At 55.4% G+C, this 23,654-nt stretch carries 23 protein-coding genes; 9 read left to right on the forward strand and 14 right to left on the reverse strand.

What is annotated here, in order from left to right; translation table 11 throughout:
• Positions 1-235: 235 nt before the first annotated feature.
• A complete protein-coding gene (gene fadE, locus NAL19_RS16565; RefSeq protein WP_263057908.1) occupies positions 236-2,683 on the forward strand; it encodes an acyl-CoA dehydrogenase FadE in 2,448 nt (815 codons plus the stop codon).
• Positions 2,684-2,780: 97 nt separating this feature from the next.
• A complete protein-coding gene (yajD, locus tag NAL19_RS16570; protein ID WP_225085559.1) occupies positions 2,781-3,131 on the forward strand; it encodes an HNH nuclease YajD in 351 nt (116 codons plus the stop codon).
• Between the two features lie 113 nt (positions 3,132-3,244).
• Here the strand turns inward: yajD and mtnK are convergent, their stop codons facing one another.
• Complete coding sequence (gene mtnK / locus NAL19_RS16575; RefSeq protein ID WP_263057909.1) at positions 3,245-4,447, reverse strand: S-methyl-5-thioribose kinase; 1,203 nt, start codon at positions 4,445-4,447, stop codon at positions 3,245-3,247.
• Positions 4,448-4,618: 171 nt separating this feature from the next.
• On the opposite strand from mtnK, the gene mtnA reads away from it, so the two are divergent.
• Complete coding sequence (gene mtnA, locus NAL19_RS16580; protein ID WP_263057910.1) at positions 4,619-5,647, forward strand: S-methyl-5-thioribose-1-phosphate isomerase; 1,029 nt, start codon at positions 4,619-4,621, stop codon at positions 5,645-5,647.
• A gap of 323 nt (positions 5,648-5,970) precedes the next feature.
• Here mtnA and NAL19_RS16585 read toward each other — a convergent pair whose 3' ends face one another.
• From NAL19_RS16585 to NAL19_RS16595, 3 genes are read right to left on the reverse strand one after another with little or no spacing between them, the layout of a single operon-like run.
• Positions 5,971-6,516 (reverse strand): 1,2-dihydroxy-3-keto-5-methylthiopentene dioxygenase, encoded by a 546-nt coding sequence (locus tag NAL19_RS16585; RefSeq protein WP_225085562.1) that lies wholly within the window; start codon positions 6,514-6,516, stop codon positions 5,971-5,973.
• Positions 6,513-7,202, reverse strand: a complete 690-nt coding sequence (gene mtnC, locus NAL19_RS16590) for an acireductone synthase (RefSeq protein WP_225085563.1) — start codon at positions 7,200-7,202, stop codon at positions 6,513-6,515. Before mtnC ends, NAL19_RS16585 begins: the two co-directional genes overlap by 4 nt.
• Complete coding sequence (locus tag NAL19_RS16595) at positions 7,199-7,816, reverse strand: methylthioribulose 1-phosphate dehydratase (RefSeq protein WP_225085564.1); 618 nt, start codon at positions 7,814-7,816, stop codon at positions 7,199-7,201. Before NAL19_RS16595 ends, mtnC begins: the two co-directional genes overlap by 4 nt.
• 187 nt (positions 7,817-8,003) lie before the next feature.
• Between NAL19_RS16595 and NAL19_RS16600 the strand changes: the two genes are divergently transcribed.
• Positions 8,004-9,161: a pyridoxal phosphate-dependent aminotransferase gene (locus tag NAL19_RS16600; protein ID WP_263057911.1), complete on the forward strand. Its 1,158-nt coding sequence runs from the start codon at positions 8,004-8,006 to the stop codon at positions 9,159-9,161.
• Positions 9,149-9,931 carry an amidohydrolase gene (locus NAL19_RS16605; RefSeq protein ID WP_263057912.1) on the forward strand — a complete coding sequence of 261 codons (783 nt, stop codon included), beginning with the start codon at positions 9,149-9,151 and terminating at the stop codon, positions 9,929-9,931. Before NAL19_RS16600 ends, NAL19_RS16605 begins: the two co-directional genes overlap by 13 nt.
• 59 nt (positions 9,932-9,990) lie before the next feature.
• Here the strand turns inward: NAL19_RS16605 and cysI are convergent, their stop codons facing one another.
• The 9 genes from cysI to NAL19_RS16650 form a co-directional block, all read right to left on the reverse strand.
• Positions 9,991-11,685: an assimilatory sulfite reductase (NADPH) hemoprotein subunit gene (gene cysI, locus NAL19_RS16610; protein ID WP_263057913.1), complete on the reverse strand. Its 1,695-nt coding sequence runs from the start codon at positions 11,683-11,685 to the stop codon at positions 9,991-9,993.
• Between the two features lie 366 nt (positions 11,686-12,051).
• Positions 12,052-13,305: an allantoate amidohydrolase gene (gene hpxK, locus NAL19_RS16615; protein ID WP_263057914.1), complete on the reverse strand. Its 1,254-nt coding sequence runs from the start codon at positions 13,303-13,305 to the stop codon at positions 12,052-12,054.
• Positions 13,302-14,546 carry a pyridoxal-phosphate-dependent aminotransferase family protein gene (locus NAL19_RS16620; RefSeq protein ID WP_263057915.1) on the reverse strand — a complete coding sequence of 415 codons (1,245 nt, stop codon included), beginning with the start codon at positions 14,544-14,546 and terminating at the stop codon, positions 13,302-13,304. The genes hpxK and NAL19_RS16620 overlap by 4 nt, the downstream gene beginning before the upstream one ends.
• Before the next feature lie 49 nt (positions 14,547-14,595).
• Entirely contained in the window at positions 14,596-15,339 is a 744-nt protein-coding gene (locus NAL19_RS16625) for an amino acid ABC transporter ATP-binding protein (RefSeq protein WP_263057916.1), read from the reverse strand.
• The gene (locus NAL19_RS16630) at positions 15,320-15,973 is read right to left on the reverse strand and encodes an amino acid ABC transporter permease (RefSeq protein ID WP_180740697.1); all 654 of its coding nucleotides are present in this window, start codon (positions 15,971-15,973) and stop codon (positions 15,320-15,322) included. The genes NAL19_RS16625 and NAL19_RS16630 overlap by 20 nt, the downstream gene beginning before the upstream one ends.
• Positions 15,973-16,638 carry an amino acid ABC transporter permease gene (locus tag NAL19_RS16635; protein WP_180740698.1) on the reverse strand — a complete coding sequence of 222 codons (666 nt, stop codon included), beginning with the start codon at positions 16,636-16,638 and terminating at the stop codon, positions 15,973-15,975. Before NAL19_RS16635 ends, NAL19_RS16630 begins: the two co-directional genes overlap by 1 nt.
• 12 nt (positions 16,639-16,650) lie before the next feature.
• Positions 16,651-17,436, reverse strand: coding sequence for a transporter substrate-binding domain-containing protein (locus tag NAL19_RS16640; RefSeq protein WP_043881978.1), 786 nt, complete (start codon positions 17,434-17,436; stop codon positions 16,651-16,653).
• A gap of 379 nt (positions 17,437-17,815) precedes the next feature.
• Positions 17,816-18,115, reverse strand: coding sequence for a hypothetical protein (locus tag NAL19_RS16645; RefSeq protein WP_263057917.1), 300 nt, complete (start codon positions 18,113-18,115; stop codon positions 17,816-17,818).
• A complete protein-coding gene (locus NAL19_RS16650; RefSeq protein WP_263057918.1) occupies positions 18,115-18,954 on the reverse strand; it encodes a MurR/RpiR family transcriptional regulator in 840 nt (279 codons plus the stop codon). The genes NAL19_RS16645 and NAL19_RS16650 overlap by 1 nt, the downstream gene beginning before the upstream one ends.
• A 198-nt stretch (positions 18,955-19,152) precedes the next feature.
• Here NAL19_RS16650 and NAL19_RS16655 point away from each other — a divergent pair, with 198 nt between their 5' ends.
• Genes NAL19_RS16655 through hpxZ form a run of 4 tightly spaced genes read left to right on the forward strand, consistent with a single transcriptional unit; the run spans position 19,153 to position 22,788 of the window.
• A complete protein-coding gene (locus NAL19_RS16655) occupies positions 19,153-20,757 on the forward strand; it encodes a gamma-glutamyltransferase family protein (RefSeq protein WP_263057919.1) in 1,605 nt (534 codons plus the stop codon).
• Positions 20,758-20,783: 26 nt separating this feature from the next.
• Complete coding sequence (gene hpxX, locus NAL19_RS16660) at positions 20,784-20,996, forward strand: oxalurate catabolism protein HpxX (protein WP_263057920.1); 213 nt, start codon at positions 20,784-20,786, stop codon at positions 20,994-20,996.
• A complete protein-coding gene (locus NAL19_RS16665; RefSeq protein ID WP_263057921.1) occupies positions 20,993-22,390 on the forward strand; it encodes an AtzE family amidohydrolase in 1,398 nt (465 codons plus the stop codon). The genes hpxX and NAL19_RS16665 overlap by 4 nt, the downstream gene beginning before the upstream one ends.
• Before the next feature lie 11 nt (positions 22,391-22,401).
• On the forward strand, positions 22,402-22,788 hold the full coding sequence (hpxZ, locus tag NAL19_RS16670) for an oxalurate catabolism protein HpxZ (protein ID WP_263057922.1): 387 nt from the start codon (positions 22,402-22,404) through the stop codon (positions 22,786-22,788).
• A 39-nt stretch (positions 22,789-22,827) separates the two neighbouring features.
• Here hpxZ and NAL19_RS16675 read toward each other — a convergent pair whose 3' ends face one another.
• Positions 22,828-23,220: a VOC family protein gene (locus NAL19_RS16675; protein ID WP_263057923.1), complete on the reverse strand. Its 393-nt coding sequence runs from the start codon at positions 23,218-23,220 to the stop codon at positions 22,828-22,830.
• Between the last annotated feature and the right edge of the window lie 434 nt (positions 23,221-23,654).

Below are 23,654 nucleotides of genomic sequence, written 5' to 3' on the forward strand. Positions count from 1 at the left end.
AGAAAACGCACGACGGCCGTTCGGTTTGTGAAGTGAGTTGTAATTATGATGTAAACGAATTGATAAACATAATTAGATAAACTACAACCAATATAAGCAACAGGTCAGACCTCTTACGGCATTGACCTATTACGCCTTATTTCACTGATAAAAACGGTTCTCGCTTTCCCCCGTAATACAACGCTCAGGGGAAGAATGAAAACCCTCCATTCGCTCACAATGCTGGAGACACGTTATGGTTGCTGTCAGTATCCTCCTCCTACTGATTATCATCGGCGCGATGTTTTATCATCGGCTCAGCCTGCTGCTCGGCAGCGCCATCCTGCTGGCCTACTTTGCAGCCATGTCCGCCATGTTGCTGTGGCCTGTCTGGCTGATGATTCCACTCGTGATTCTGCTGATTCCGATTACGGTTCCTTCTCTGCGCCAAAAGCTGGTTTCCGCTTCTGCGCTGCGCATGTTCCAGAAAGTCATGCCGCCGATGTCGAACACGGAAAAAGAGGCGATCGACGCCGGGACAACCTGGTGGGAAGGCGACCTATTTCGCGGCGCGCCGGACTGGAACAAGCTGCATAACTACCCACGTCCGCAGTTGACCGCCGAAGAACAGGCGTTTATCGACGGGCCGGTGGCGGAAGCCTGCCGGATGGCAGACGACTTTGAAATCACCCATGAACGCGCCGATATTCCACCGGAACTGTGGGAATACTTAAAAGAACACCGCTTCTTCGCGATGATCATTAAGAAGCAATACGGTGGGCTGGAATTCTCTGCCTACGCGCAAGCGCAGGTGCTGCAAAAGCTGGCGGGCGTCTCCGGTATTGTGGCAATCACCGTCGGTGTGCCGAACTCACTCGGCCCCGGTGAATTGCTGCAACACTATGGTACGGAAGCGCAAAAAGATCACTACCTGCCACGTTTGGCGCGCGGTCAGGAAGTCCCTTGCTTTGCATTGACCAGCCCGGAAGCAGGCTCTGATGCGGGCTCGATTCCCGATACCGGTATTGTCTGCTACGGCAACTGGCACGGCGAACAGGTTTTGGGTATGCGCCTGACCTGGAATAAACGCTATATCACGCTGGCGCCAGTTGCCACCGTGCTGGGGTTAGCCTTTAAGCTGTACGATCCCGATCATCTGTTAGGCGATGAAGACGACGTAGGCATTACCTGTGCGTTGATTCCGACAGATACCGACGGCGTTAAAATCGGCCGCCGCCATTTCCCGCTGAACGTTCCGTTCCAGAATGGGCCAACGCAGGGTGAGAACATTTTTGTTCCGCTGGACTACATCATTGGCGGTGCGAAGATGGCAGGTCAGGGCTGGCGTATGTTGATGGAATGCCTGTCAGTCGGGCGCGGTATTACACTGCCGTCCAACTCCACTGGCGGGCTGAAATCGATTGCCCTCGGTATCGGTGCTTACGCGCACATTCGCCGCCAGTTCAAGATCTCCATCGGTAAGATGGAAGGTATTGAAGAGCCGCTGGCACGCATTGCGGGTAACGCTTATGTGATGGACGCCGCCGCCACATTAATTACCAGCGGCATCATGCAGGGTGAAAAACCGGCGGTGCTCTCCGCTATCGTCAAATATCACTGTACCCACCGCGGTCAGCGCAGCGTAATGGATGCGATGGATATCGCCGGGGGCAAAGGTATCTGTCTCGGCCCGACCAACTTCCTGGCGCGCAGCTATCAGGGCGCACCGATTGCGATCACCGTGGAAGGGGCGAATATCCTGACGCGCAGTATGATCATCTTCGGGCAAGGCGCCATCCGCTGTCACCCTTATGTGCTGGAAGAGATGGCAGCGGCGCAGGAGAACGATGTATCGCGCTTTGACCGTGCGCTGGTCGGTCATATCGGCCACGTCGGTAGCAACAAGGTGCGCAGCTTCTGGCTTGGGTTGACCAATGGCCGTCTAAGCCGTGCGCCAGTAAACGACAAAACGCGCCATTACTATCAGCAGCTCAACCGACTCAGCGCGAATTTGGCTCTGCTGGCGGATGTGTCGATGGCGGTACTGGGCGGCAGCCTGAAGCGTCGCGAACGTATCTCGGCGCGTCTGGGGGATGTTCTCAGCCAGCTCTATCTGGCTTCCGCGACGCTGAAACGCTATGAGGACGAAGGGCGTCAGAAAGCAGATTTACCACTGGTGCACTGGGGCGTGCAGGACAGTCTGCATCAGGCCGAGCAGGCGCTGGACGATTTGCTGCGCAACTTCCCAAATCGTATTGTTGCAGGGCTGCTGACGGTCATCATCTTCCCACTGGGTCTGCGCTGTCCGGCACCGTCTGACCGCCTCGACCACGAGGTCGCGAAGATTCTTCAAACGCCGTCGGAAACACGTAATCGTCTGGGACGCGGCCAATATCTGGTTGCCAGTGAACACAACCCTGTCGGGCTGTTGGAAGAGGCGTTGTTGGATATCATCGCCGCCGAGCCGATTTATCAACGTCTGGCGAAAGCCAGCGACAAACCACTGCCGTTCATGCGACTGGATCAGTTGGCAGAACAGGCGCTGGTGGAAGGTCAGATTACCGCAGAAGAAGCGAATATTTTGACCAAAGCCGAAGCCAGCCGCTTACGTTCAATCAACGTGGATGACTTTGCATTCGATGCACTGGCCGCCAACAAACCTAAACCGGTCGCGCAGTCAGAAAGAAAAACCGAAGCAGCATAAACAAAATCAGGCCGCCAATATGGCGGCCTATTCTTCCTTTGCAGGTCAAGCAGTTGTAAAATCCACATCCTCTTTCCTTCTGAATGAAACCCGACACATGGCTTACATCCCCAAGAACTACGCCAGACTTGAAAGCGGCTACCGCGAAAAAGCGCTCAAACTTTTCCCGTGGGTATGTGGTCGCTGTTCACGCGAATTCGTCTATTCCAACCTGCGTGAATTAACCGTTCACCACATCGATCACGATCACAGCAATAACCCGGAAGACGGCAGTAACTGGGAAATGCTGTGTCTCTACTGTCACGACAATGAGCATTCAAAATATACCGATGCGGATATGTACGGTTCGACTGTCGTCGCGGGTGAGGATGCGCAGAAGGATGTCGGCATCGCCACGCATAATCCTTTCGCGGATTTGAAGGCGATGATGAATAAAGGGAAGAAGTAATCTGTTGCCGCTCCCATCCGGTTCACGATGGGAGCGACGAATTGCATCGTACAGCCACTAATTCATGGTGCCACGGCGCATTAAATAGCCCAGTTCATTAATCGTGCCGCGAATCAGGCACCGCTCTGCCGTACACGCGCCACTAGCGCGTCCACATCAGCAATATGCGGAGCCGCCAGTACCAGCGTTCTGCCCAGTGAAATCGCATGGCGCTGACACGCTAAACGCGCTTCCGTCTCCTGAATGCTGTCCAGATCGGCGACGTGCGCCAGCCCAATCGTGCGCCGAATCAGTTCGGTGCCACAGTAGCCAACAGCATCTCGCCACACCTGCTGTAAAAACAGTGCAGCATAGCCCGATTCCGCCAGTGCCGGATCGCGGCTGTCATTTGCGCTCAGCGCCAGAAAACGGGCGGAAAAGGTCTGCCACAGCGTACGAATATCTTCCAGACGTCGTTCACGCCCCGCCGCTGCCTCACGCGGTGCCAGCAATCCCGGCAGACCGCAATAATTCAGCAACAGATTGCCGATTGCCGTACCTACATCAAAACCAATCGGCCCGTAGAAGCCGAATTCAGCATCGATGGCCTTCAGTCGCCCTTCTGCGACAAAGATCGACCCACTGTGGATATCACCGTGCAGCAGCGCTTCGGCTTTGCTCAGGAAACCGTGCTTCAGCCCGGCAACCGCCAGCTTCAACGCTTTATCGTCACGCAACGCCTGTACATCCGGCGTCAGCGCAGCATCAAACTGGTTTCTTTCATGGTCGATATAGGGGTCGGTAAAGAACAGATCTTCGGTAATCTGACACAGCTCAGGGTTAGTGAACTGGCTTACTGCTGCCTTCTTCTCATGCGGATGCTGATAAAAATCAGAGGTATGGAATAGCGTCTGTGCCAGATATTCTCCCAGCTGTGCCGCGGCCTGCGGATAATCCGCGCCGTTAACCAGCTCGCTACGCCAGATGCGATGATCGGAGAGATCTTCCTGCACCATCACGGCCAATTCGGGATCGTGATAGAGCACGGTCACGGTATGCTGCGGACAAAAGCGTGCGTGCGTCAGCAACGTTTCGGCCTCAATACGAGCACGATCGAGCGTCAGCGGCCAGGATTCCCCAACGCAACGCACATAGGGCAGCGCCTGTTTGACGATGACTCGACTGACGCCCGCTTCATCTTTAATTTTAAACACCAGATTCAGATTGCCATCGCCGATCTCTTCTGCGGCTACCAGCGCCTGCGGCTGACTGACACCGCCGAACTGGCGGGCATATTCAACAGCGTCATCCGCCGTAAAAGTGCGGTAAAGTGACATTCCAACTCCTCGCTATTCTGCAATCAAAACGTATTCTGTAATCAAAACGTATTCTTTAATCAAAACCAGGCAAAAACCAAAGATACGGACATAAAAACGTTCGGACGTCTATACATCTATTAGGCATCTTGGCAGAATAAGAATATCGATGCAACATGGATTTAACGACCTATGCAGACACTTAACACAACCAGCCTGAAAATTGTTGATAACCAACTGTGGATCCTCGACCAGCAGGCGCTGCCGCAAGAAAAATGCTGGAGTCCTTGCCCGGATGTCAGTTCACTGGTTGAACATATTCAGACACTGCGCGTACGCGGTGCGCCGCTGATTGGCCTGTCCGCCAGCCTGCTGCTCGCGCTATTGGCGGAGAGAGGGTTATCGCAGGCCGAGCTGGCGCAGGCGCTGGAGACGCTGCGGGCATCACGTCCTACCGCCGTCAACCTGATGAACAATCTGGATCGCATGAAGCTGGCGCTGGCACAGCCGCAGTTTGTCGATGCGCTGGTGCAGGAAGCGTTGCGGTTGGTCGAAGAAGATCGCGCGCTGTGTGAACGCATCGCCGATCATGGCACCGCGCTGGTGAAGCCAAACAGCCGCTTGCTGACCCACTGCAACACTGGCGGGCTGGCCACAGCAGGCATCGGCACCGCCATTGGCGTACTGCTGCGTGCACATCAACAGGGGAAAGTCGCTCAGGTGTGGGTCGATGAAACGCGACCACTCTTGCAAGGCGGACGCCTCACGGCCTGGGAACTGGGCGAGCTGGGCATTCCTTATCAACTGATTTGTGATTCGATGGCCGCCAGCCTGATGGCACAGGGTCAGGTTGATGCGATTTGGGTCGGCGCAGATCGTATTGCCGCCAACGGCGACGTCGCCAATAAGATCGGCACCTACAGCCTCGCGGTACTGGCGCATTATCACCAGATTCCGTTCTACGTCGCGGCACCTCACACCACGCACGATCCCGCGTGCCCGGACGGCCGAGCCATTCCTATCGAACAACGCGCTGCTGCCGAAGTCACCGGCGTATCCGGCAGCTTCGGTCACTGCCAGTGGGCACCGCAGAACGCGGCGGTCTACAACCCGGCCTTTGACGTCACTCCCGCCGAATTAATCAGCGGCTGGGTACTCGACACTGGCGTGGTCACGCCACAGGATGTGAAAGAAGGGATATTCCAGAACACCCTGAAATAGAAAAACAAATTTCAGTAATGTCGTTCTTTCCGGCGTAAAAAATTATGCTGAGGAGATAGCGGGCTTCGGATGAGCCGCAGGGACGCGGCGAAAGCTTGCGCCACGTATGGAACGTGTCGCAAGCGGTCCGTTAAGCCTGATACCGACGAAGGTACCGCGTCAGCGGCATAATTTCCCGCCGAAAGCCAGGGTTCCCAGGGCGACGGCGATTGAGCCGCCCTGGGTCGGGCGTTTCGTAACATGCAACATAGAGCGGCAAATGTCGAAACGCACGAAACATACTCGTTCATTCACAGAGCATTCGTTCACAACAACCGAGTGCGCTAGCGCTCCAGCCTCGGATACGCATCCGCGATCTTATCTCCAGTAAAATGCGCGATCCAACCTTCCGGGTTATCGAACAGGCGGATGGCAGTGAAGTGCGGTTCCGGCCCCATATCAAACCAGTGCGCTGTGCCCGCGGGTACAGACAGCAGATCGTTCTTTTCACACAGGATCTGGTAAATCTTACCGTTCAGGTGCAGGCAGAACAGTCCCGCGCCTTCCACGAAAAAGCGCACTTCATCTTCATGATGCACGTGCTCAGATAAAAACTTGGTGCGTAGCTCCGCACGCTGCGGGTTATCAGAACGCATGCTGATAACATCCCAACTCTGATAGCCTTTTTCTGCCACCAGTTTATCAATTTCATGCTGGTAGGCTGCCAGCACTTCTTCAGACGATGGCGCATCGCTCAGTTTCTGGCTGGCTTCCCAGCGTTCAAAACGCACACCAATTTCGTTCAGTTGCTTCTGAATCGCCTCGGCATCCTGACTTTGCCAAATCGGCTGGCTTGCATCGCTGTCGCTAAAAATGGTTAATCCACTCATTGGGCGTACTCCGGTAAGTCGATCTGGTCAAAACGTGCCACCTGACGGTGGCGGCTTACGTTATCCGCGTCATCACGAATAAGCTGACAGGTGTGCCAACCGGCTTCCTGTGCTGCATCCAGCTCCTGACGAATGTCCGACAGGAACAGCAGTTGTTCGGCAGGCAGCCCGATGGCTTGTGCAATCGTGCGATAAGCGTCAGTCTCGCGCTTGGCACCGACACGCGTATCAAAATAGTCACTGAACAGCGGACGCAGGTCACCCGCGTTGCTGTAGCCAAATAGCAATTGCTGCGCTTCTACCGAACCTGATGAGTAAACATACAGGCGAATACCCTGCTGCTGCCACGCGGCGAGCTGCGCCGCCACTTCAGGGTACAAATGCCCCTGAAAATCACCGTTGCGGTAGCCCGCGCGCCAGATAATGCCTTGCAGCAGCTTCAACGCGGTGGATTTACGATCTTCATCCATAAACTGGTTCAGTGCGGCAATCAGCGTCTCACTATCCGCTTCAGGCTGACCTAGCTCTTGGCGCAACGCATTCAGCGCCTGCGCGATCTCCGGATCGCTGTCGTGCCGCCGCACCGTGTCCGCCAGACGTTCACGCGCGTAGGGAAACAGCACGCGGTGCACAAAACGGATATCACTGGTGGTGCCTTCAATATCGGTCACAATCGCCTTAATCATGCTTTCGCCTCCAGCAATCGGCGCTGCAACTCGCACTGGAACAGGAACTCTAACCCTTCCAGATGACGACGTGCTTCTTTTACCGTGGCACCCCAGCAGTAAAGGCCGTGACCGCGCACCAGAAAGCCGTAACGCAACGGCGTGTGGCTGGCGTATTCCGCTACCCGCTGCGCCAGCGCTGGAATATCCTGATCGTTATCGAAGATTGGGATCGCTACGCGATCCAAATGCGTGGTCTGCCCCGCCAGCGACTTTTGCATTTCGTAGCCGTGCAGCACCAGTTCAGCGCCTTTCTCTACACGGGATAATACCGTGGCATTCACCGAGTGCGTGTGCAGCACCGCGCCGATAGTCGGCTCGCGGCGATACAGCAGCGTGTGCAGCCCAGTTTCCGCCGATGGCGTGCGGCCACTCGGCACGTGGTTCGTGGCAATCTCCACCAGCAGGAAATCCTCTGCCTGAAGGCTGCCCTTGTCTTTACCCGATTCGGTAATCAGGCATTGCGCTTCATCAAGGCGTACGGACATATTGCCGCCCGTTGCCGGACACCAGCCCTTCTCACCTATCCAGTGGCAGGCCGCAAGCAGCGCCGTCAATTGTTGATTTTCAGTCATGAGGCTTCCTGTTTTGCTCCATTTTTCTAACAACGTTTCTGGATGATTTTTGGAGATATAGACCATTCCGTTATGTCTTAGTCCATAACAGAATTTAGCCGTTTAAACGTCCAAGCGTCTTGATTGCCAAATACTAGCAGCATGTTATATTACGAGGCAATACAGGCTTGCAGGAGTCCTACCCGCCATGAGCGCCGCGTTAATCCCCGACAGTAAACTGCCTTCGCTGGGCACCACCATTTTTACCCAGATGAGTGCGCTGGCCCAACAGCATCAGGCCATCAATCTATCACAAGGTTTCCCTGATTTTGACGGCCCGGACTATTTACAGCAGCGGCTGGCGTATCACGTCAGTCAGGGCGCCAACCAATATGCGCCGATGACCGGCGTCGCACCGCTGCGTCAGGCGATTGCCGAAAAAACAGAAGCTCTGTACGGCTGGCGACCGGATGCCGATAGTGAAGTCACCGTCACGGCAGGCGCGACCGAAGCGCTGTTTGCCGCCATTGCGGCACTGGTACGACCCGGCGATGAAGTGATTTGTTTCGATCCCAGCTATGACAGCTATGCGCCTGCCGTTACGCTGGCGGGCGGCGTACTCAAGCGCATCGCCTTGCAGCCACCTGCGTTTCGCGTGGACTGGTCACATTTTGCCGATGTGCTGAGCGATCGCACCCGGCTGGTTATTCTGAATACGCCGCACAATCCGTCCGCCACCGTCTGGCAGAAAGCGGATTTCGAGCAACTGTGGCAGGCGATTGCCGCGCGTAACATCTTTGTACTGAGCGATGAGGTCTACGAGCACATCTGTTTCGACAGCGAAGGGCACGCTAGCGTGCTGGCACACCCGTCGCTGCGCCAACGCGCCATCGCCGTCTCATCGTTTGGTAAAACGTTCCACATGACCGGCTGGAAAGTCGGCTACTGTGTCGCCCCCGCGGTATTGAGTGCGGAAGTGCGTAAAGTTCACCAGTATCTGACGTTCTCCGTGAACACACCTGCCCAGTTTGCTATTGCCGATATGCTGCGTGAACAGCCGCAACACTGGCGTGAACTGCCCGATTTTTACCGTGCCAAACGCGATCGCTTCATCAATGCGCTGGCGGGTAGCCGTTTTGACATTTTGCCCTGCGAAGGCACCTACTTCCTGCTGGCGGACTATCGGGCGATTTCCGATCTGGACGATGTCAGTTTCTGCCGCTGGTTAACCGAGCACGTTGGCGTTGCCGCCATTCCGCTTTCCGTCTTTTGCGCCGATCCGTTCCCACATACGTTGATTCGGCTATGCTTTGCTAAACAGGAAGCCACGTTGGATGCCGCTGCGGAGCGTTTATGTCGACTTTAAAGATTTCATTGCTGCAACAGCCGCTGGTCTGGCGCGATGGGGAAGCCAATCTGCGCCACTTCGATACCTTACTGGCGGAGATGAGCGGGCGTGATGTGGCAAGACGTGATGTGATCGTGCTGCCGGAGATGTTCACTACCGGCTTTGCGATGGAAGCTGCCAAAGGCAGTCTGGATCAATCGGTTGTAGAAGCGTGGCTGCATCAGTGGGCGCAGAAGACGAACGCGCTGATCGGCGGCAGCGTCGCGGTAAATACGCCGAAAGGCGCGGTGAACCGGTTCCTGCTGGTCGATCCGCACGGCGAGGTGCATCACTACGATAAGCGCCACCTGTTCCGCATGGCGGACGAACACCACCACTATCAGGCAGGCACGGAGCGCGTCACCCTTGAGTGGCGCGGCTGGCGCATCTGCCCGATGATCTGTTACGACCTGCGTTTCCCAGTCTGGTCGCGCAATCGACAGGACTACGATCTGGCGCTGTATGTCGCCAACTGGCCAGCACCACGCGCCGCACACTGGCAAACGCTGCTGGCGGCACGCGCCATTGAGAATCAGGCCTATGTCGCAGGCTGTAACCGCGTCGGCACCGACGGCAACGGCCACAGCTACCGTGGTGATAGCCTGATTATTAACCCGCAAGGGGAAATCCTTGCCTCTGCCGCCCCCAACCAGCCCGCCTGTCTGGACGCCGAGCTGTCGCTGGAAGCGCTGCAAAGCTACCGGGAATCCTTCCCCGCCTGGCGCGACGCTGACCGTTTTACGCTATAGAGACCGAACGCATCATCCCAACCCCGTCATATAAAGATGAGGTTGGGAAACCGTTTCAGCTACAGCGCCGTATGAAAATCCACGGGCGCATTAAGCACAGGCATAACAATTTTCGCCCTGATAACAAAATCACCAAAGCCTTCACCCGCCTTTCTCTCTTTCGCCCATAAACCAATCAGCCGTTCAATTTCGCTAAGTAATGTCGGTACGTCGATATTATCTTTATATAAGCGAGGAATGCGCGTCCCTTCACGATTGCCACCAATGTAAAGGCTATAGCGCCCCACCGCGCGTCCAATCAGTCCCACCTCCGCTAACATGGCTCGTCCACAGCCATTTGGGCAGCCAGTGATACGAAAAACGAACGACTCATCACCTACGCCATATTGATGTAGCAGATGCTCTATCGCTGAAACCACATCCGGCAGAACCCGCTCCGCCTCGGCCATCGCCAGCGGGCAAGTGGGAAACGAGACGCAGGCCATGGAATCCTTACGCTGTAACGATAGCGCGGTCCCCAATAACCCATATTGCCGGGCGAGCGTATCTATCTGCGCTTTGTCTTCACTTGCCACCCCAGCGATGATGATGTTCTGATTCGCTGTCAGGCGAAAATCACCTTTATACACGTTGGCAATTGCCGCAATCCCGCTTTTATTCGGTAAGCCCGGTTTATCCAACAGACGCCCACTGGGAATAAACAGGGTCAGGTGATGTTTGCCATCAATCCCGTCAACCCAACCAATACGATCGCCACGTTCAGAAAAGACATAAGGTCTCAACGGAGAAAACGTCACTCCGCTACGCCGCTCGACTTCAGCTTTAAAGACATCGACCCCGACACGTTCAAGCGTATATTTTGTCTTCGCGTTACGGCGATTCTCACGATTCCCCCAATCGCGCTGGGTCGATACCACCGCTTCGGCAATCGCCAGCGTATGCGCCAATGGGATAAAACCAAACTCCGTCGCCAGACGAGGATACGTGCTGGTGTCTCCCTGCGTCATCGCCAACCCGCCGCCCACCAATACATTGAAACCAACCAACTGGTCCCCCTCGCCGATGGCAACAAAACTCAGATCGTTGGCGTGAATATCCACGTCATTCTGCGGCGGAATAACCACTGCCGTTTTGAATTTTCTCGGCAGATAACTTTTTCCCAAAATTGGTTCTTCATCCGTCTGAATAATTTTCTCTTTATCCAGCCACACTTCGGCATAAGCGTGGGTACGCGGTAAAAGGTGCTCAGATATCTTCTTTGCCCATTCCCAGGCCTGGCGATGCAAAATAGATTCAACCGGGTTAGCCGTACACAACACATTACGGTTAACATCCCCTGCGGTGGCCCGCGAATCCAGCCCGAGATGATTAAGCAGTTTATGTACCGGCTTGATGTCATCTTTCAGCACGCCGTGCAGTTGCACCGTCTGTCGATTGGTAATACGAATGCTGCCATAAAGCGTGTGCTCGCGCGCAAAGGCATCGATACCTAACCACTGATGCGGCGTAATGAGCCCACCCGGCAAGCGGACACGCAGCATAACGGTATGCAGTGGCTCTAATTTCTGAGCGATACGTTCTTGCCTGATGTCCCTATCGTCTTGTTGATACATCCCATGAAAGCGAATTAGCTGAAAGTTATCTGCGACAAATCCTCCCGTTAACGGGTCGGCCAAATCGTCTTGAATGGTTCCTCGCAGATAATTACTTTGTGTTTTAAGCCGCTCATTATCCGACAGTTTTTTATCACTCATTATGCTATCTCACTCGTTATTATTTATTGGAATAATACAAACGAAGTAAAACAGCGATAATTCTGCGTATACAGATACAGTCCTTTCGCTTTCACCTATAACAGTAAATTATCCATAAAAAACAACACACTCACGCTTCAAACCGAAAATAACAAATAAACATTTCATATAGCGATAAAACATATCTACGATATAAAAAATAAATCCTGCTATGCCATTAAATATCAGAGTTGTTATATGAAAATAAGAACAATAAGCAGGAGAACGCTAAGGAAAGGATAATACCGCTCAGGCTAAAGGCTGCCTGAGCGATGTCAGAATGATGATTCAATCAGAAAAATAAAATACCTATCGTTACCGATTACATCACGCCACTTGATGCACCGCGCGATAAAGTGCTGACAGCGCCAGCGCCACATCCGCCGTGGTCACGGATTCATCAGGATGGTGACTGATGCCACCGCGACAGCGGACAAACAGCATTGCCACCGGCCAACGTTCGGCAATAGCAATCGCATCGTGCCCCGCGCCGCTTGGCAGCATCAGCGTTTTCCCCTGCACCTGCGTCACCGCGTCGTTTAGTACCGACTGCAACGCGGGATCGCAGCGGGTGGCCGCGATACGATAATATTCTTCGGCGCTGAACTGACAGCCGCGCTGGTGCGCGATAGCCTGCCCCAACATCAGGAGTTTTTCCAGCAACGCATCCAGCGGCGCATCCTCCGGCCCGCGAATATCCAGCGTCATCTTCACTTCACCGGGGATGACGTTCGCCGCACCCGGTAAACACTGCAACGTGCCAAACGTCGCGACCAGATGAGGATCGCTTTCCCGCGTGACCCGCTCAGCCTGCGCCATCCAGTCCGCCGCCGCCGCCAGCGCATCCTGCCGCTGCGTCATCGGCACCGTGCCAGCATGTCCAGCCAGACCGAGGAAGGTACAGTTGAGCCGCCGCGCTCCGTTGATCGCGGTAACGACCCCCAACGCCAGATCCTGTTGTTCCAGACACGGCCCTTGTTCGATGTGCAATTCCAGATAGGCGACAATATCACTGACCGGGCGCGCCGCCTCCGCCACCTCAAGCGGATCCAGCCCCGCAATGGTCAAGGCCTGCGCCACGCTGGTGCCTTCGGCATCCTGACAATCCAGCCAGCTCTCCGGCCAGGTGCCCGTCACCCCCCGGCTACCGAGCAGGGTAATACCAAAGCGTGTCCCTTCTTCATCCCCGAAGCCAATAATCTCCAACGCCACAGGCAGACGAATGCCCTGCTGGTGAAACGTACGCACCACTTCAATTGCCGTCAGTACGCCCAGCATGCCGTCGTATCGTCCGGCATTGCGCACCGTATCCAGATGCGAGCCGAGCAGCAGCGCTGGCGCATCCGGCGTGAGTCCGTCATAGCGACCACAAATATTGCCAACGCTATCCTGCCAGACGTTCATGCCCGCTTCGCGCATCCATTCCCCTACCTGCACATTGGCACGCAGGTGCTCCAGCGACAGATAAACGCGGGTCAGTTGCCCAGGAGTTTCGCTGATTTCTGCCAGCGCATCACAGCGCAACATAATCTGTTCAGCCGCTGCTTGTGCCGCAGCCGGCGACAGTAGAGGTTCACTCATGCACGCTCCTCATTCGCCGCATAGCTGTTCCACGCGGCCTGCAAGGCCTCGCCCTGCACCGTGCGGAAGCCCAGACGATTCAGCACCGCCTCCAGTGCCGCCAGCGTTTGCATCACACAGTCTTTACGCGCGTTATAGCCCATCGTGCCAATACGCCAGATCTTGCCCTGAAGCGGGCCAAACGAGGTGCCGATCTCAATGGCGAAATCTTCCAGCAGCAGCTTACGTACCTGTTCGCTGTGAACACCGTCAGGAATCACTACGCCCAGCACGTTATTCATTTTGTGTTTAAGATTGCCAAAAGTTTCCAATCCCATTCCCTGAATCCCCGCCACCAGCGCATTACCGTGCAACGCATGGCGGGCAATGCTGCGATCCAGCCCTTCTTCGAGGATCGTTCTCGCGCACTCGCGCGCGGCAAACAACATGCTCGTCGCTTCCGTGTGGTGGTTCAGACGCTCCGGCCCCCAGTAATCCATCACCATGCCCAGATCGAAATAGTTGGAATAGATCATTTCGTCGTCGCCGTCCTGATGCGCGTCCGTTCGTATCCCTTGTTCCACACATTTACGACGGCGGATGACCGCCTCCATCTGTGGACTCAACGTGATCGGTGAACTGCCGGACGGCCCGCCGAGGCATTTCTGTAACCCTGCGGAAACCGCATCCAGTCCCCATTGATCCGTTTCCAGCGGGTTCCCCCCGAAAGATGCGGTGGCATCGGTATAAAACAGTACGCCGTGACGGCGACAAATCTCGCCCAGTTCTTCCAGCGGTTGCAGCATGGTGGTCGAGGTATCACCCTGCACTGTCAGCAACAGACGCGGGCGCACCGCCTTGATCGCCTCTTCAATCTGCTCTGGCGAGAACACCTCGCCCCACGGAACCTCAATGGTATGCACCTCAGCCCGACAGCGGCGGGCAATCTCACACAGCAGATGACCGAAACGACCAAACACCGGCACCAGCACTTTGTCACCGGGGCGGATCGCCGACAGTAAAATCGCTTCGATCCCCGCACGCGAGGTGCCGTCAACCAGCATCGTCCAGCGGTTTTCCGTGCGGAAAAGCTGACGGTAGAGCGCCATGACCTGATTCATATAGTTCGTCATTGCGGGGTCATACTGGCCAACCAACTGGCTTGCCATTGCCCGTAATACGCGCGGATCGGCATTGATCGGCCCCGGCCCCATCAGTAAGCGATGAGGTGGATTAATTTGCGCGTACAGTTCGCTGCTCATGGTTATAGGCTCCAAATTCTTGTTTCTCATCCCCTTTCAAAGAGGCTCATTACGCTTCTGACAGTCCTCGGACCGAGGCGATAAACTGTTTCAATTCCGGCGTTTGCGGGTGAGCAAACAGCGTTTTGCTGTCGCCCTGCTCCCAGACGGTGCCCTGATGCATAAACACCACGCGGTCACCCACTTCACGAGCAAAATTCATTTCATGCGTGACCAGAATCAACGTCATCCCTTCTGCGGCCAGCTGTTCCAGCACTTTCAGCACTTCACCGACTAATTCAGGATCGAGTGCCGAGGTTATTTCGTCACACAGCAGGACTTTCGGGTTCATCGCCAGCGCGCGGGCAATCGCGACACGCTGCTGCTGGCCGCCCGACAGGCTGGCAGGATAGTAGTGAAGGCGCTCACCCAGCCCAACCTTGTTGAGCATCTTCTCACCCAGTTCACGGCATTCCGCCGCGCTTTTCCCCAGCACGCGGCGCGGTGCCAGCATCACGTTTTCCAGCGCCGTCATATGCGGGAACAGATTGAAATTCTGGAACACCATCCCGACCGAGCGGCTGATTTCCCGCGCCTGTGAATCCCTGTCGGTGACCGTCATCCCGCCCAGCTTGATGCTGCCGTCCTGATAGCCTTCCAGACCGTTCATGCAGCGCAGGAGCGTGCTCTTACCGGAGCCGCTGCGCCCAATGATCGAGATGACTTCGCCCATTTCAATATCCAGATCGACGCCTTTCAGGACATGGTTCTGGCCGTAATATTTTTGAACCTGATTAATGGTGATGAGCGGCATTGAATTTCTTCTCCAGATAGCGGCTGTAATAAGAGAGCGGATAGCACATCAGGAAATAGCCCAGCGCCACCAATCCGAATACTTTAAACGGCTGATAGGTCACGTTATTCAGCATGGTTCCCGCTTTGGTCAGCTCAACAAATCCGATGATTGACGCCAGCGCGGTGCCTTTAATCACCTGTACGGAAAACCCTACCGTGGGAGCGATGGCGATACGCATCGCCTGCGGCGCAATCACCCGATAGAGCGTCTGGCCGAAGTCCAGCCCGAGACAGCGCGAGGCTTCCCACTGCCCTTTCGGCAAGGCTTCGACGCTGCCACACCAGATATCCACCAGAAAGGCGCTGGTAAATAGCGTCAGCGCCAGTGCCGCTGCCGTCCACGGGCTGACATCGATACCGAACAGCGCCAGCCCGAAAAAGGCGAGGAACAGTTGCATCAGCAGCGGTGTCCCCTGAAACAGTTCGGAATACAGTTGAACAAAGCGCGTCGGCCACTTGCGTTTGGTCAACCGCAGCAGCATCAGCGGAAACGTCACCAGCGCACCGCCGATGAAGGCCGTCAGCGACAGCAACAGTGTCCAGCGCGCCGCCAGCAGCAGGTTGCGCACAATATCCCAGTCGGTAAATGCCATTATGACTGACTCCCTAAGAAACGCCGTCCCGCCAGCAGCAAGAGTTGCCGCATCAGGACAGACAGCGCCAGATAACACAGCGTGGTCGCCAGATACACTTCAAAGCTTAAAAACGTACGGGACTGAATCAGGTTGGCGGCAAAGGTCAGTTCTTCATAAGACACCTGCGATACCACTGACGACCCCAGCATGACGATGATGCATTGGCTGACCAGCGCCGGATAAATCCGCTGGAGCGCAGGCGGCAGAATGACACGTAAAAAGGTCTGCACACGCGTCAGCCCCAGCACACGGGCGGCTTCCCACTGGCCTTTCGGCGTCACCTGAATCCCCGCACGGATAATCTCAGTACTGTACGCACCGAGGTTAATCAACATCGCCAACAGCGCGGCCTGCCCGGCGGTGAGTTTCCAGCCCAGACTCGGCAAGCCGAAGACGATAAAGAACAACTGCACCACAAACGGCGTATTGCGGATCAGCTCGACGTAGACACCCCATAGCCGACTCAGCAAGGTGGGCTTGCCGCTGCGCAAGGCCGCACCACAGATACCGATGGCAATGCCGCCAAGGGTTGCCATTACCGTCAGCTCAATGGTGACCCACAACCCCGCCAGCAGCTCAGGCCAGAATGGCAACAGCGCGGAAAAATTAAGCTGATAGGTCATGGCGTGCTCCCGTTACGCTTTGATGCTGGCTGGCAGCGGCGCTTTCAGCCATTTTTCTGACAGGCTATTAAGCGTGTCGTCTTTCAGCGCTTGTTCGATCAACGCATCGACTTTTGCTTTCAGCGCGGGCTCGTCTTTTTTCAGCCCGATGTAGCACGGCGAATCTTTCAGCATAAACTTCGCCACCGGTGCTTTCGTTGGGTTCTGCTCGGCGATGGCGGCAACCACCAGGTTACCGGTGGCGACATATTCCACCTGACCTGACAGGTACGCCGACAGCGTCGTGTTGTTATCTTCGTAGCGCTTAATCTGGGCAGCCTTCGGCGCGATATCCGTCAGCACCATGTCTTCTACCGCACCGCGCGTCACGCCGATGCTCTTACCTTCCAGCGCGTCAGACGATGTCAGCGTGCTGTCTTTTGGCCCGAATACGCCCAGAAAGAACGGCGCATAAGCGCGACTGAAATCGATCACTTTTTCGCGCTCGGCGTTTTTGCCCAGGCTGGAGATCACCAGATCAACTTTGTTGGTTTGCAGATACGGTACGCGGTTGGCGCTGGTGACCGGCACCAATTGCAACTTTAGTTTCATCTCTTTCGCCAGATAGCGGGCGATATCGATGTCATACCCCTGCGGTTGCAGATCTGTCCCTACCGATCCAAACGGTGGGAAGTCCTGCGGCACCGCGACACGCAGCACGCCGCGCTTCTCGATATCCTGCAACTGATCGGCCATTGCGCTACCGGCTTGAACCAGTAACATTGCCGCGCCCATCACTGCCAGTAACCCTTTTTTGATGCCCAGTTTATTGATCAACATCGTCTCTGCCCCCGGTTAGTGTAATTGAAACGAAAGATTCTTTAAAAACAAATACTGAAACTATCGTTACAGATATTAAGCAAGGAGCATGCCAGATCACGTGGTTACCCTTGACTGTGAGGAACAACGTAGAAGGTCAGAGAATCGTGCTGGAATATGGCATAGCTGTGGATATGGAATATTGAAGAACAATTTCGGGCGTGATTACAGAGAGATCATTTATGCAACTCATACACCACGCCCGACGTAGGGCTGCTCAGTCGCCGCAGCCCTACGAACCCTGGCTTTCGGCGTGAATTATGCCGCTACGCGGTACATTCAAAACGTGTGTCATCCTGTCGAACCGCCTGTGACGCGATTACTCGCCCCATAAATGGGACTCGCCCTTCGGGTCAGCACAAGTGCTGTTCAAAAACGTCGTGACGTTTTTGTCCGGCGCGGCACAGGCTTTCGCAGCGTCCATGCTGCTCATTCGGGATGATCCACATTTCTCATCATAATTTTTTACGCCTATGAACAGATAACAACGAGAAACAATCCACAGCGCTGCGTCACAAAAATAATCAGGTACTATCACGCCCGAAACGATCTGCACAGCTATATGGCAATCAGTTAAATAGCACCATTTTAGTGCAACAGCACCATCCCAACGCACCATTAGCGTTGCTCTAGCTCATCCAATTCACCATAAAGATCCGCGATCTGGTGAATACGCTGGCGTCCGTCACGCAGCATTTCATGTAATAACGCGTTGCTGATCACGTTCACCAGACTCATGGCAGAGGAATAGCTGTCGAATGCCGAGACGCTGTCCAACGGGACGCACAATGACCAGGTTGCCAGCGACATCAGCGCACTGGCTTGTGGTTCACACAGCAGCAGCACAGGCACGCCGCGTTTTTGCAGTTGGGCCAGCAGCGGCTGAATCAGGCGCGGGCGACGGCGAAAGGCCACCATAATGACGACATCCTGTGCAGTGAGATCGACCAACTCTTCGGATAGCGTCTGCCCCGGCTGCGCCAGCAGGGTGACATGTTGACGAATCTGGAGCAGTTGTTGACGCAGGTGCAGCGCCACCGGATAGCTATTGCGCAACCCAATCAGGCATAGGCGCTGCGCCTGCGTCAGCGCCTGAATCACCGCACCGAACTGTGTCGGGTCAATCTGGTTGATCCACTGCGTCAGGTTTGCCATTTCCTGTTTGTAATGCCGCGCCAGCAGCGTATTGCCCTGCACGGCATCGCGGTTATCCGCCAGCGGCATCCCGCTCTGGCGCAGCGTTCTGAGCTCATCGCGCATGTCGCGGTAGCTGGGGTAACCCAACCGTTTAAACAACCGGCTGACGGTCGCTTTGGAGACACCGCTCAGCCGTGCCAGCTCGGCGCTGTTGTAGCTAATCAGATCGTCAAAGTGATCGAAGATGAAATCCGCGACGCGCTGTTCCTGCGGTGAAAGTTCGCCATAGCGATCCCGTAATCGTTCATCTATTTGCATCATCGTCTCTCACCCATTGCACTTACTGTAACGTTTGTTTCATGTCGCAGAACATAGCACAGGATTGTCGGGATGATACAGATTCTCCCTCCGGGCACGCATACCGACTTTTCATCACCCGAAAAACTGGAACGCCGTTTGCTTATAGCTAGGGTTAATGGAGCAATTCACACTTACCCTACATACAAAAGGAATCCTGAAATGATGCAAAGCAATACCGCCCCGCTGGGCATGGCGGTGGCACCTCATCATTTAGCCAGTGCCAGCGCGTTGGCGGTTCTGCGTGAAGGCGGAAACGCCATTGAAGCCATGGTCGCAGCGGCGGCAACCATTGCGGTAGTGTACCCGCATATGAACGGCATCGGCGGAGACGGTTTCTGGCTGATTGTTCCACCACACGGCGAACCGATCGCCATTGATGCCAGCGGTGCCGCCGGGTCGCTGGCCTGCCGTGAATACTATCAGGGCGAAAGCCGCATTCCACATCGTGGACCTAAAGCGGCACTGACCGTCGCGGGCACCGTCGGCGGCTGGCAGGAAGCGCTGGCCTACTCACAAGAACTCACCTATTCACAAGAAATGGACAGTTCCCCGATTCCGCTCGCCCGCCTGTTATCTGACGCCATTCGCTACGCGGCTGACGGTATTCCCGTCACCCAATCACAGGAAGATGCTCTCACCCAGCGCTATCACGAACTGAGTGATTTCCCAGCCTTTAGCCAGATTTTTATGCCGCAGGGGAATGTCCCACGCGCGGGCAGCCGTTTCACACAGCCAGATTTAGCCGATACCCTGACGACACTCAGCATTGAAGGACTGGACAGTTTTTATCGCGGCTCCGTCGCTGACCGACTATCGAAACAGATGGCGCTGATCGGTATGCCGCTGACGGCTGACGATCTGGCGAATTACCGCGCCAAACGGACAGCGCCGCTGGTGCTTAAGCACAGTAAAGGCGACATCTATAACCTCGCGCCGCCGACGCAAGGTCTGGTGTCGCTCGCAATTCTCGGCCTGACAGACCATTTAGCAATGGAAGATTTGAACGATAGCCAGACGATCCACCGCATTGTCGAGTCAACCAAGCTGGCGTTTGGTTTGCGCGACCGTTTCATTACCGATCCCAAAATGATGACGCAGGACGTTCAAACGCTGCTGGACAACGATGCGCTTGGTGCACTCGCGCGGCAGATCGATACCCGAAAAGCCGCACCGTGGGGCGAAGGTAAAGGCCCAGGGGACACCGTCTGGATGGGCGTATGTGATAGCAGCGGCCTGTGCGTCTCTTTCATTCAAAGTATTTACCACGAGTTCGGCAGCGGCGTTGTCTTGCCGGGAACCGGCGTGCTCTGGCAGAACCGCGGTGCCTCGTTCAGCCTCGATCCGGCGCACCTGTTGGCGTTAGAACCGGGTAAGCAGCCTTTTCATACGTTAAACCCTGCCGCCGCACGCCTGTCCGATGGCCGGACGATGGTCTACGGTTCGATGGGCGGAGACGGACAGCCACAGACGCAGGCGGCCATCTTTATCCGCCACGTCCAGCAGGGTCTACCGCTGCAGCAGGCGATTACCGCCCCGCGCTGGCTGCTGGGCCGAACCTGGGGACAAACCTCCGATACGTTGAAGCTCGAAGATCGTTTTAAACCCGCCACCATCGATGCCCTGCGCCAGCTTGGTCACGATGTCGAGCTGCTGGGCAGCTTTAGTGAAACGGTCGGCCACGCTGGCGCCATCGTGCGCCACACCAATGGCATGCTGGAAGGGGCTTTCGATCCACGCAGCAACGGCAGTGCGGCAGGCTTTTAATCATCAATTAACCGGGAGAACATCTCATGACGACAACCGCTATCCATAGCGACACGTTAGCCGCTTACCTTCAGCACATGGAAGCGCTACTGGCGCTGCAACTGAGTCAGGAACGGCGTCAGGAGCTGTTAGTGCAGTTCAGCCGCATCCACGCCATGGCGCAGCCACTGATGGCTTTTCCTCTTGATGAGCATCAGGAGATCGCCGGTGTTTATACGCTAGGAGCTTATACGCTATGAGTTTATACGCGAGAAGCGCGCCCTCATCGTTATCGATCCGACAGATTCAACAAGGTTTGCAGGCTGGCACGTTCTCCGCGAAGGAGCTTGCACAACAGACGCTGGACGCCATTGAGCAGGCTAACCCCACCATTAATGCCTATACCCATGTCACCGGCGAACGCATGCTGGCAGAGGCTGAACATCTGGATGCTAGCCGTCAACGCGGAGAAAGTTTGCCAGCGCTGGCCGGTGTACCTTACGCCGTAAAGAATCTGTTTGACGTCAGCGGTGAAACCACGCTGGCAGGTGCCGAACTTCTCAGCCAGCGCCCGCCCGCGACACAAGATGCCTTTGCCATCCGCCAGCTTGCCAGCCGGGGCGCACTGCTGTCCGGCATGTTGAATATGGATGCCTACGCCTATGGCTTTACCACCGAAAACAGTCATTACGGCGCTACGCATAACCCGCTTGATACACTGCGCATCGCTGGCGGATCGTCTGGCGGATCGGCGGCGGCGGTAGCGGCGGGACTGGTTAATTTCACGCTGGGCAGCGACACCAACGGTTCAATCCGCGTGCCATCGTCGCTATGCGGTATTTTCGGGCTGAAGCCAACATTTGGCCGTTTATCGCGTCACGGTAGCCACCCGTTTGTCGCCAGCCTCGACCATATCGGCCCGCTGGCGCGCCGTACAGACGATCTGGCGTTAGTGTTTGATGCACTACAAGGCTACGATGAGAAAGACCGTTTTCAGGCCGAACGAGAAACGCAGCAGACGGCCACACAGTTAGAAGCGGGCAGCGACGGATTGCGCTACGCGGTACTGGATGGCTATTTCTCCACATGGGCCAACGAGGAGGCCAACGCCGCCGTTCGTCAGATCGCACAGGCGCTGGGCGCACAGAACAGCCTGACGCTCACCGATGCCGCACTGGCACGCAGCGCCGCCTTTATTCTGTCGGCCAGCGAAGGGGGAAATCAGTATCTACCCGCCTTACGCACACAGCCTGAACGCTTCGAGCCACTGTCACGCGAGCGGCTGCTGGCTGGTGCGATGATCCCCGCCGCCTGGTATGTGCAGGCTCAGCGCTTCCGTCACGCTTTTCGTCAACAGGCGTTGGCATTGTTTGAACACACCGACCTGCTGATCGCCCCCGCGACCCCCTGCTCCGCCACACTCATCGGGCAGGACACCATGCGAATTAATGATACCGACCTGCCCGTCCGCGCCAATATGGGCATGTTGACACAGCCGATCTCTTTCGTCGGTCTGCCTGTCGTGACGGTGCCGGTGGCGACCGCAAACGGTCTGCCAATCGGCGTGCAGATTATTGCCGCACCGTGGCGTGAGGATCTGTGTTTGCGGACGGCGTGGGCGCTTGAGCAGCAGGGCATCACCTATATCTTATGAGGAAAGCAACGATGTTACCTGAGGATATTAACCAGCCGGATGTGCTGGCCGACGTGACAGAAGCATTCTATCGCTACGAAAAAGCCTTAACCGGTAATGACATTGCGATACTGGATGAACTGTTCTGGCACGATGAAAAAACGGTGCGCTATGGCGCGGGAGAAAACCTGTACGGGATTGAGGAAATTCGCGCCTTTCGCCTCGCTCGCCCCTCTGCCGGTCTGGATAGAACGCTGCGTAATACCGTTATCACGACCTACGGACATGATATGGCTGTCGCCAGCACGGAATTCACCCGCGCAGGCAGCACGAAGATTGGTCGCCAAATGCAAACCTGGGTAAAAATGCCGGAAGGCTGGCGCATTGTCGCCGCCCACGTCAGCCTGATGAGCGAATGATGGAGGGGGATTTCCCCCTCCTGTTACTGAGTAGATACTTCAAGGCTGACGGTGATAGACCGCTTCAATATTGTATCCATCGGGATCGTGCACGAATGCGGCGTAATAATTCTGATGATAATTCGGACGTAATCCCGGCGGCCCATTATCTCTGCCTCCCGCCGCTATCGCGGCAGAAAAAAACGCTTCCACCCGCTCTCGCGAGGCGGCGCCGAACGCAAAATGCACTGCCGGGCAGGGCTCGTCCTTTGACTGGTAAATCCAGAATTCACCACCGGGATCGCTTGATTGACCATACCCTTCCGTTACCGCAAAACTGACGGCGAATGACATATCCTTAATCAGGCAATAACCCAACGGCTTGAGTGCCGCTTCATAGAAGTGTCGGCTGCGGGCAATATCCCTCACCGGGATGCTCAGGTGATCTAACACGTTAACCCCTTTCGATAGTCATTATGAATGAAGTCGTGATGGATGATAACCAGCCACTATAACCATAATTTTCACATGGATAACATGATCGCGATCGGCAAAATAGAAAGGCGCGATAGCTGGCAAAACAGCTTATCAAATCCGCATTACTACCCTGCTTTTATTTCCCCTGTATTTCCTCTGAATATGACAAATATATTATTCAGAACACTCTCATTTATTGGTGAGAATTAACACTATCATTTCACCCATTATATCTTTGCTATACTGTATAAAATACCGACAGTTATCATAAGTAAAAAATCTATTTATGTCGGCCTATTTGGGTGCCTACAAGCCAAAAAAAGTGATTTATTCACCCTATTATTCGATTAGTGGAATTCACTATAAATCGCGGTTTATCCATAATCAGAAAAGGTTATATCCCCCGCGAA

This window comes from Pectobacterium sp. F1-1 (assembly GCF_025643735.1).
GTDB classification, from domain to species: domain Bacteria; phylum Pseudomonadota; class Gammaproteobacteria; order Enterobacterales; family Enterobacteriaceae; genus Pectobacterium; species Pectobacterium colocasium.

Coding starts and splice junctions, on each gene's coding strand:
- mtnA (WP_263057910.1), top strand. CDS start 4,619: ATGCAGACACTTAACACAACCAGCCTGAAAATTGTTGATAACCAACTG.
- NAL19_RS16595 (WP_225085564.1), bottom strand. CDS start 7,816: ATGACTGAAAATCAACAATTGACGGCGCTGCTTGCGGCCTGCCACTGG.
- NAL19_RS16620 (WP_263057915.1), bottom strand. CDS start 14,546: ATGAGCAGCGAACTGTACGCGCAAATTAATCCACCTCATCGCTTACTG.
- hpxX (WP_263057920.1), top strand. CDS start 20,784: ATGACGACAACCGCTATCCATAGCGACACGTTAGCCGCTTACCTTCAG.
- mtnC (WP_225085563.1), bottom strand. CDS start 7,202: ATGATTAAGGCGATTGTGACCGATATTGAAGGCACCACCAGTGATATC.
- NAL19_RS16630 (WP_180740697.1), bottom strand. CDS start 15,973: ATGGCATTTACCGACTGGGATATTGTGCGCAACCTGCTGCTGGCGGCG.
- NAL19_RS16600 (WP_263057911.1), top strand. CDS start 8,004: ATGAGCGCCGCGTTAATCCCCGACAGTAAACTGCCTTCGCTGGGCACC.
- NAL19_RS16635 (WP_180740698.1), bottom strand. CDS start 16,638: ATGACCTATCAGCTTAATTTTTCCGCGCTGTTGCCATTCTGGCCTGAG.
- hpxZ (WP_263057922.1), top strand. CDS start 22,402: ATGTTACCTGAGGATATTAACCAGCCGGATGTGCTGGCCGACGTGACA.
- NAL19_RS16665 (WP_263057921.1), top strand. CDS start 20,993: ATGAGTTTATACGCGAGAAGCGCGCCCTCATCGTTATCGATCCGACAG.
- NAL19_RS16655 (WP_263057919.1), top strand. CDS start 19,153: ATGATGCAAAGCAATACCGCCCCGCTGGGCATGGCGGTGGCACCTCAT.
- mtnK (WP_263057909.1), bottom strand. CDS start 4,447: ATGTCACTTTACCGCACTTTTACGGCGGATGACGCTGTTGAATATGCC.
- NAL19_RS16645 (WP_263057917.1), bottom strand. CDS start 18,115: ATGGTGCGTTGGGATGGTGCTGTTGCACTAAAATGGTGCTATTTAACT.
- fadE (WP_263057908.1), top strand. CDS start 236: ATGGTTGCTGTCAGTATCCTCCTCCTACTGATTATCATCGGCGCGATG.
- NAL19_RS16605 (WP_263057912.1), top strand. CDS start 9,149: ATGTCGACTTTAAAGATTTCATTGCTGCAACAGCCGCTGGTCTGGCGC.
- NAL19_RS16650 (WP_263057918.1), bottom strand. CDS start 18,954: ATGATGCAAATAGATGAACGATTACGGGATCGCTATGGCGAACTTTCA.
- yajD (WP_225085559.1), top strand. CDS start 2,781: ATGGCTTACATCCCCAAGAACTACGCCAGACTTGAAAGCGGCTACCGC.
- hpxK (WP_263057914.1), bottom strand. CDS start 13,305: ATGAGTGAACCTCTACTGTCGCCGGCTGCGGCACAAGCAGCGGCTGAA.
- NAL19_RS16625 (WP_263057916.1), bottom strand. CDS start 15,339: ATGCCGCTCATCACCATTAATCAGGTTCAAAAATATTACGGCCAGAAC.
- NAL19_RS16585 (WP_225085562.1), bottom strand. CDS start 6,516: ATGAGTGGATTAACCATTTTTAGCGACAGCGATGCAAGCCAGCCGATT.
- cysI (WP_263057913.1), bottom strand. CDS start 11,685: ATGAGTGATAAAAAACTGTCGGATAATGAGCGGCTTAAAACACAAAGT.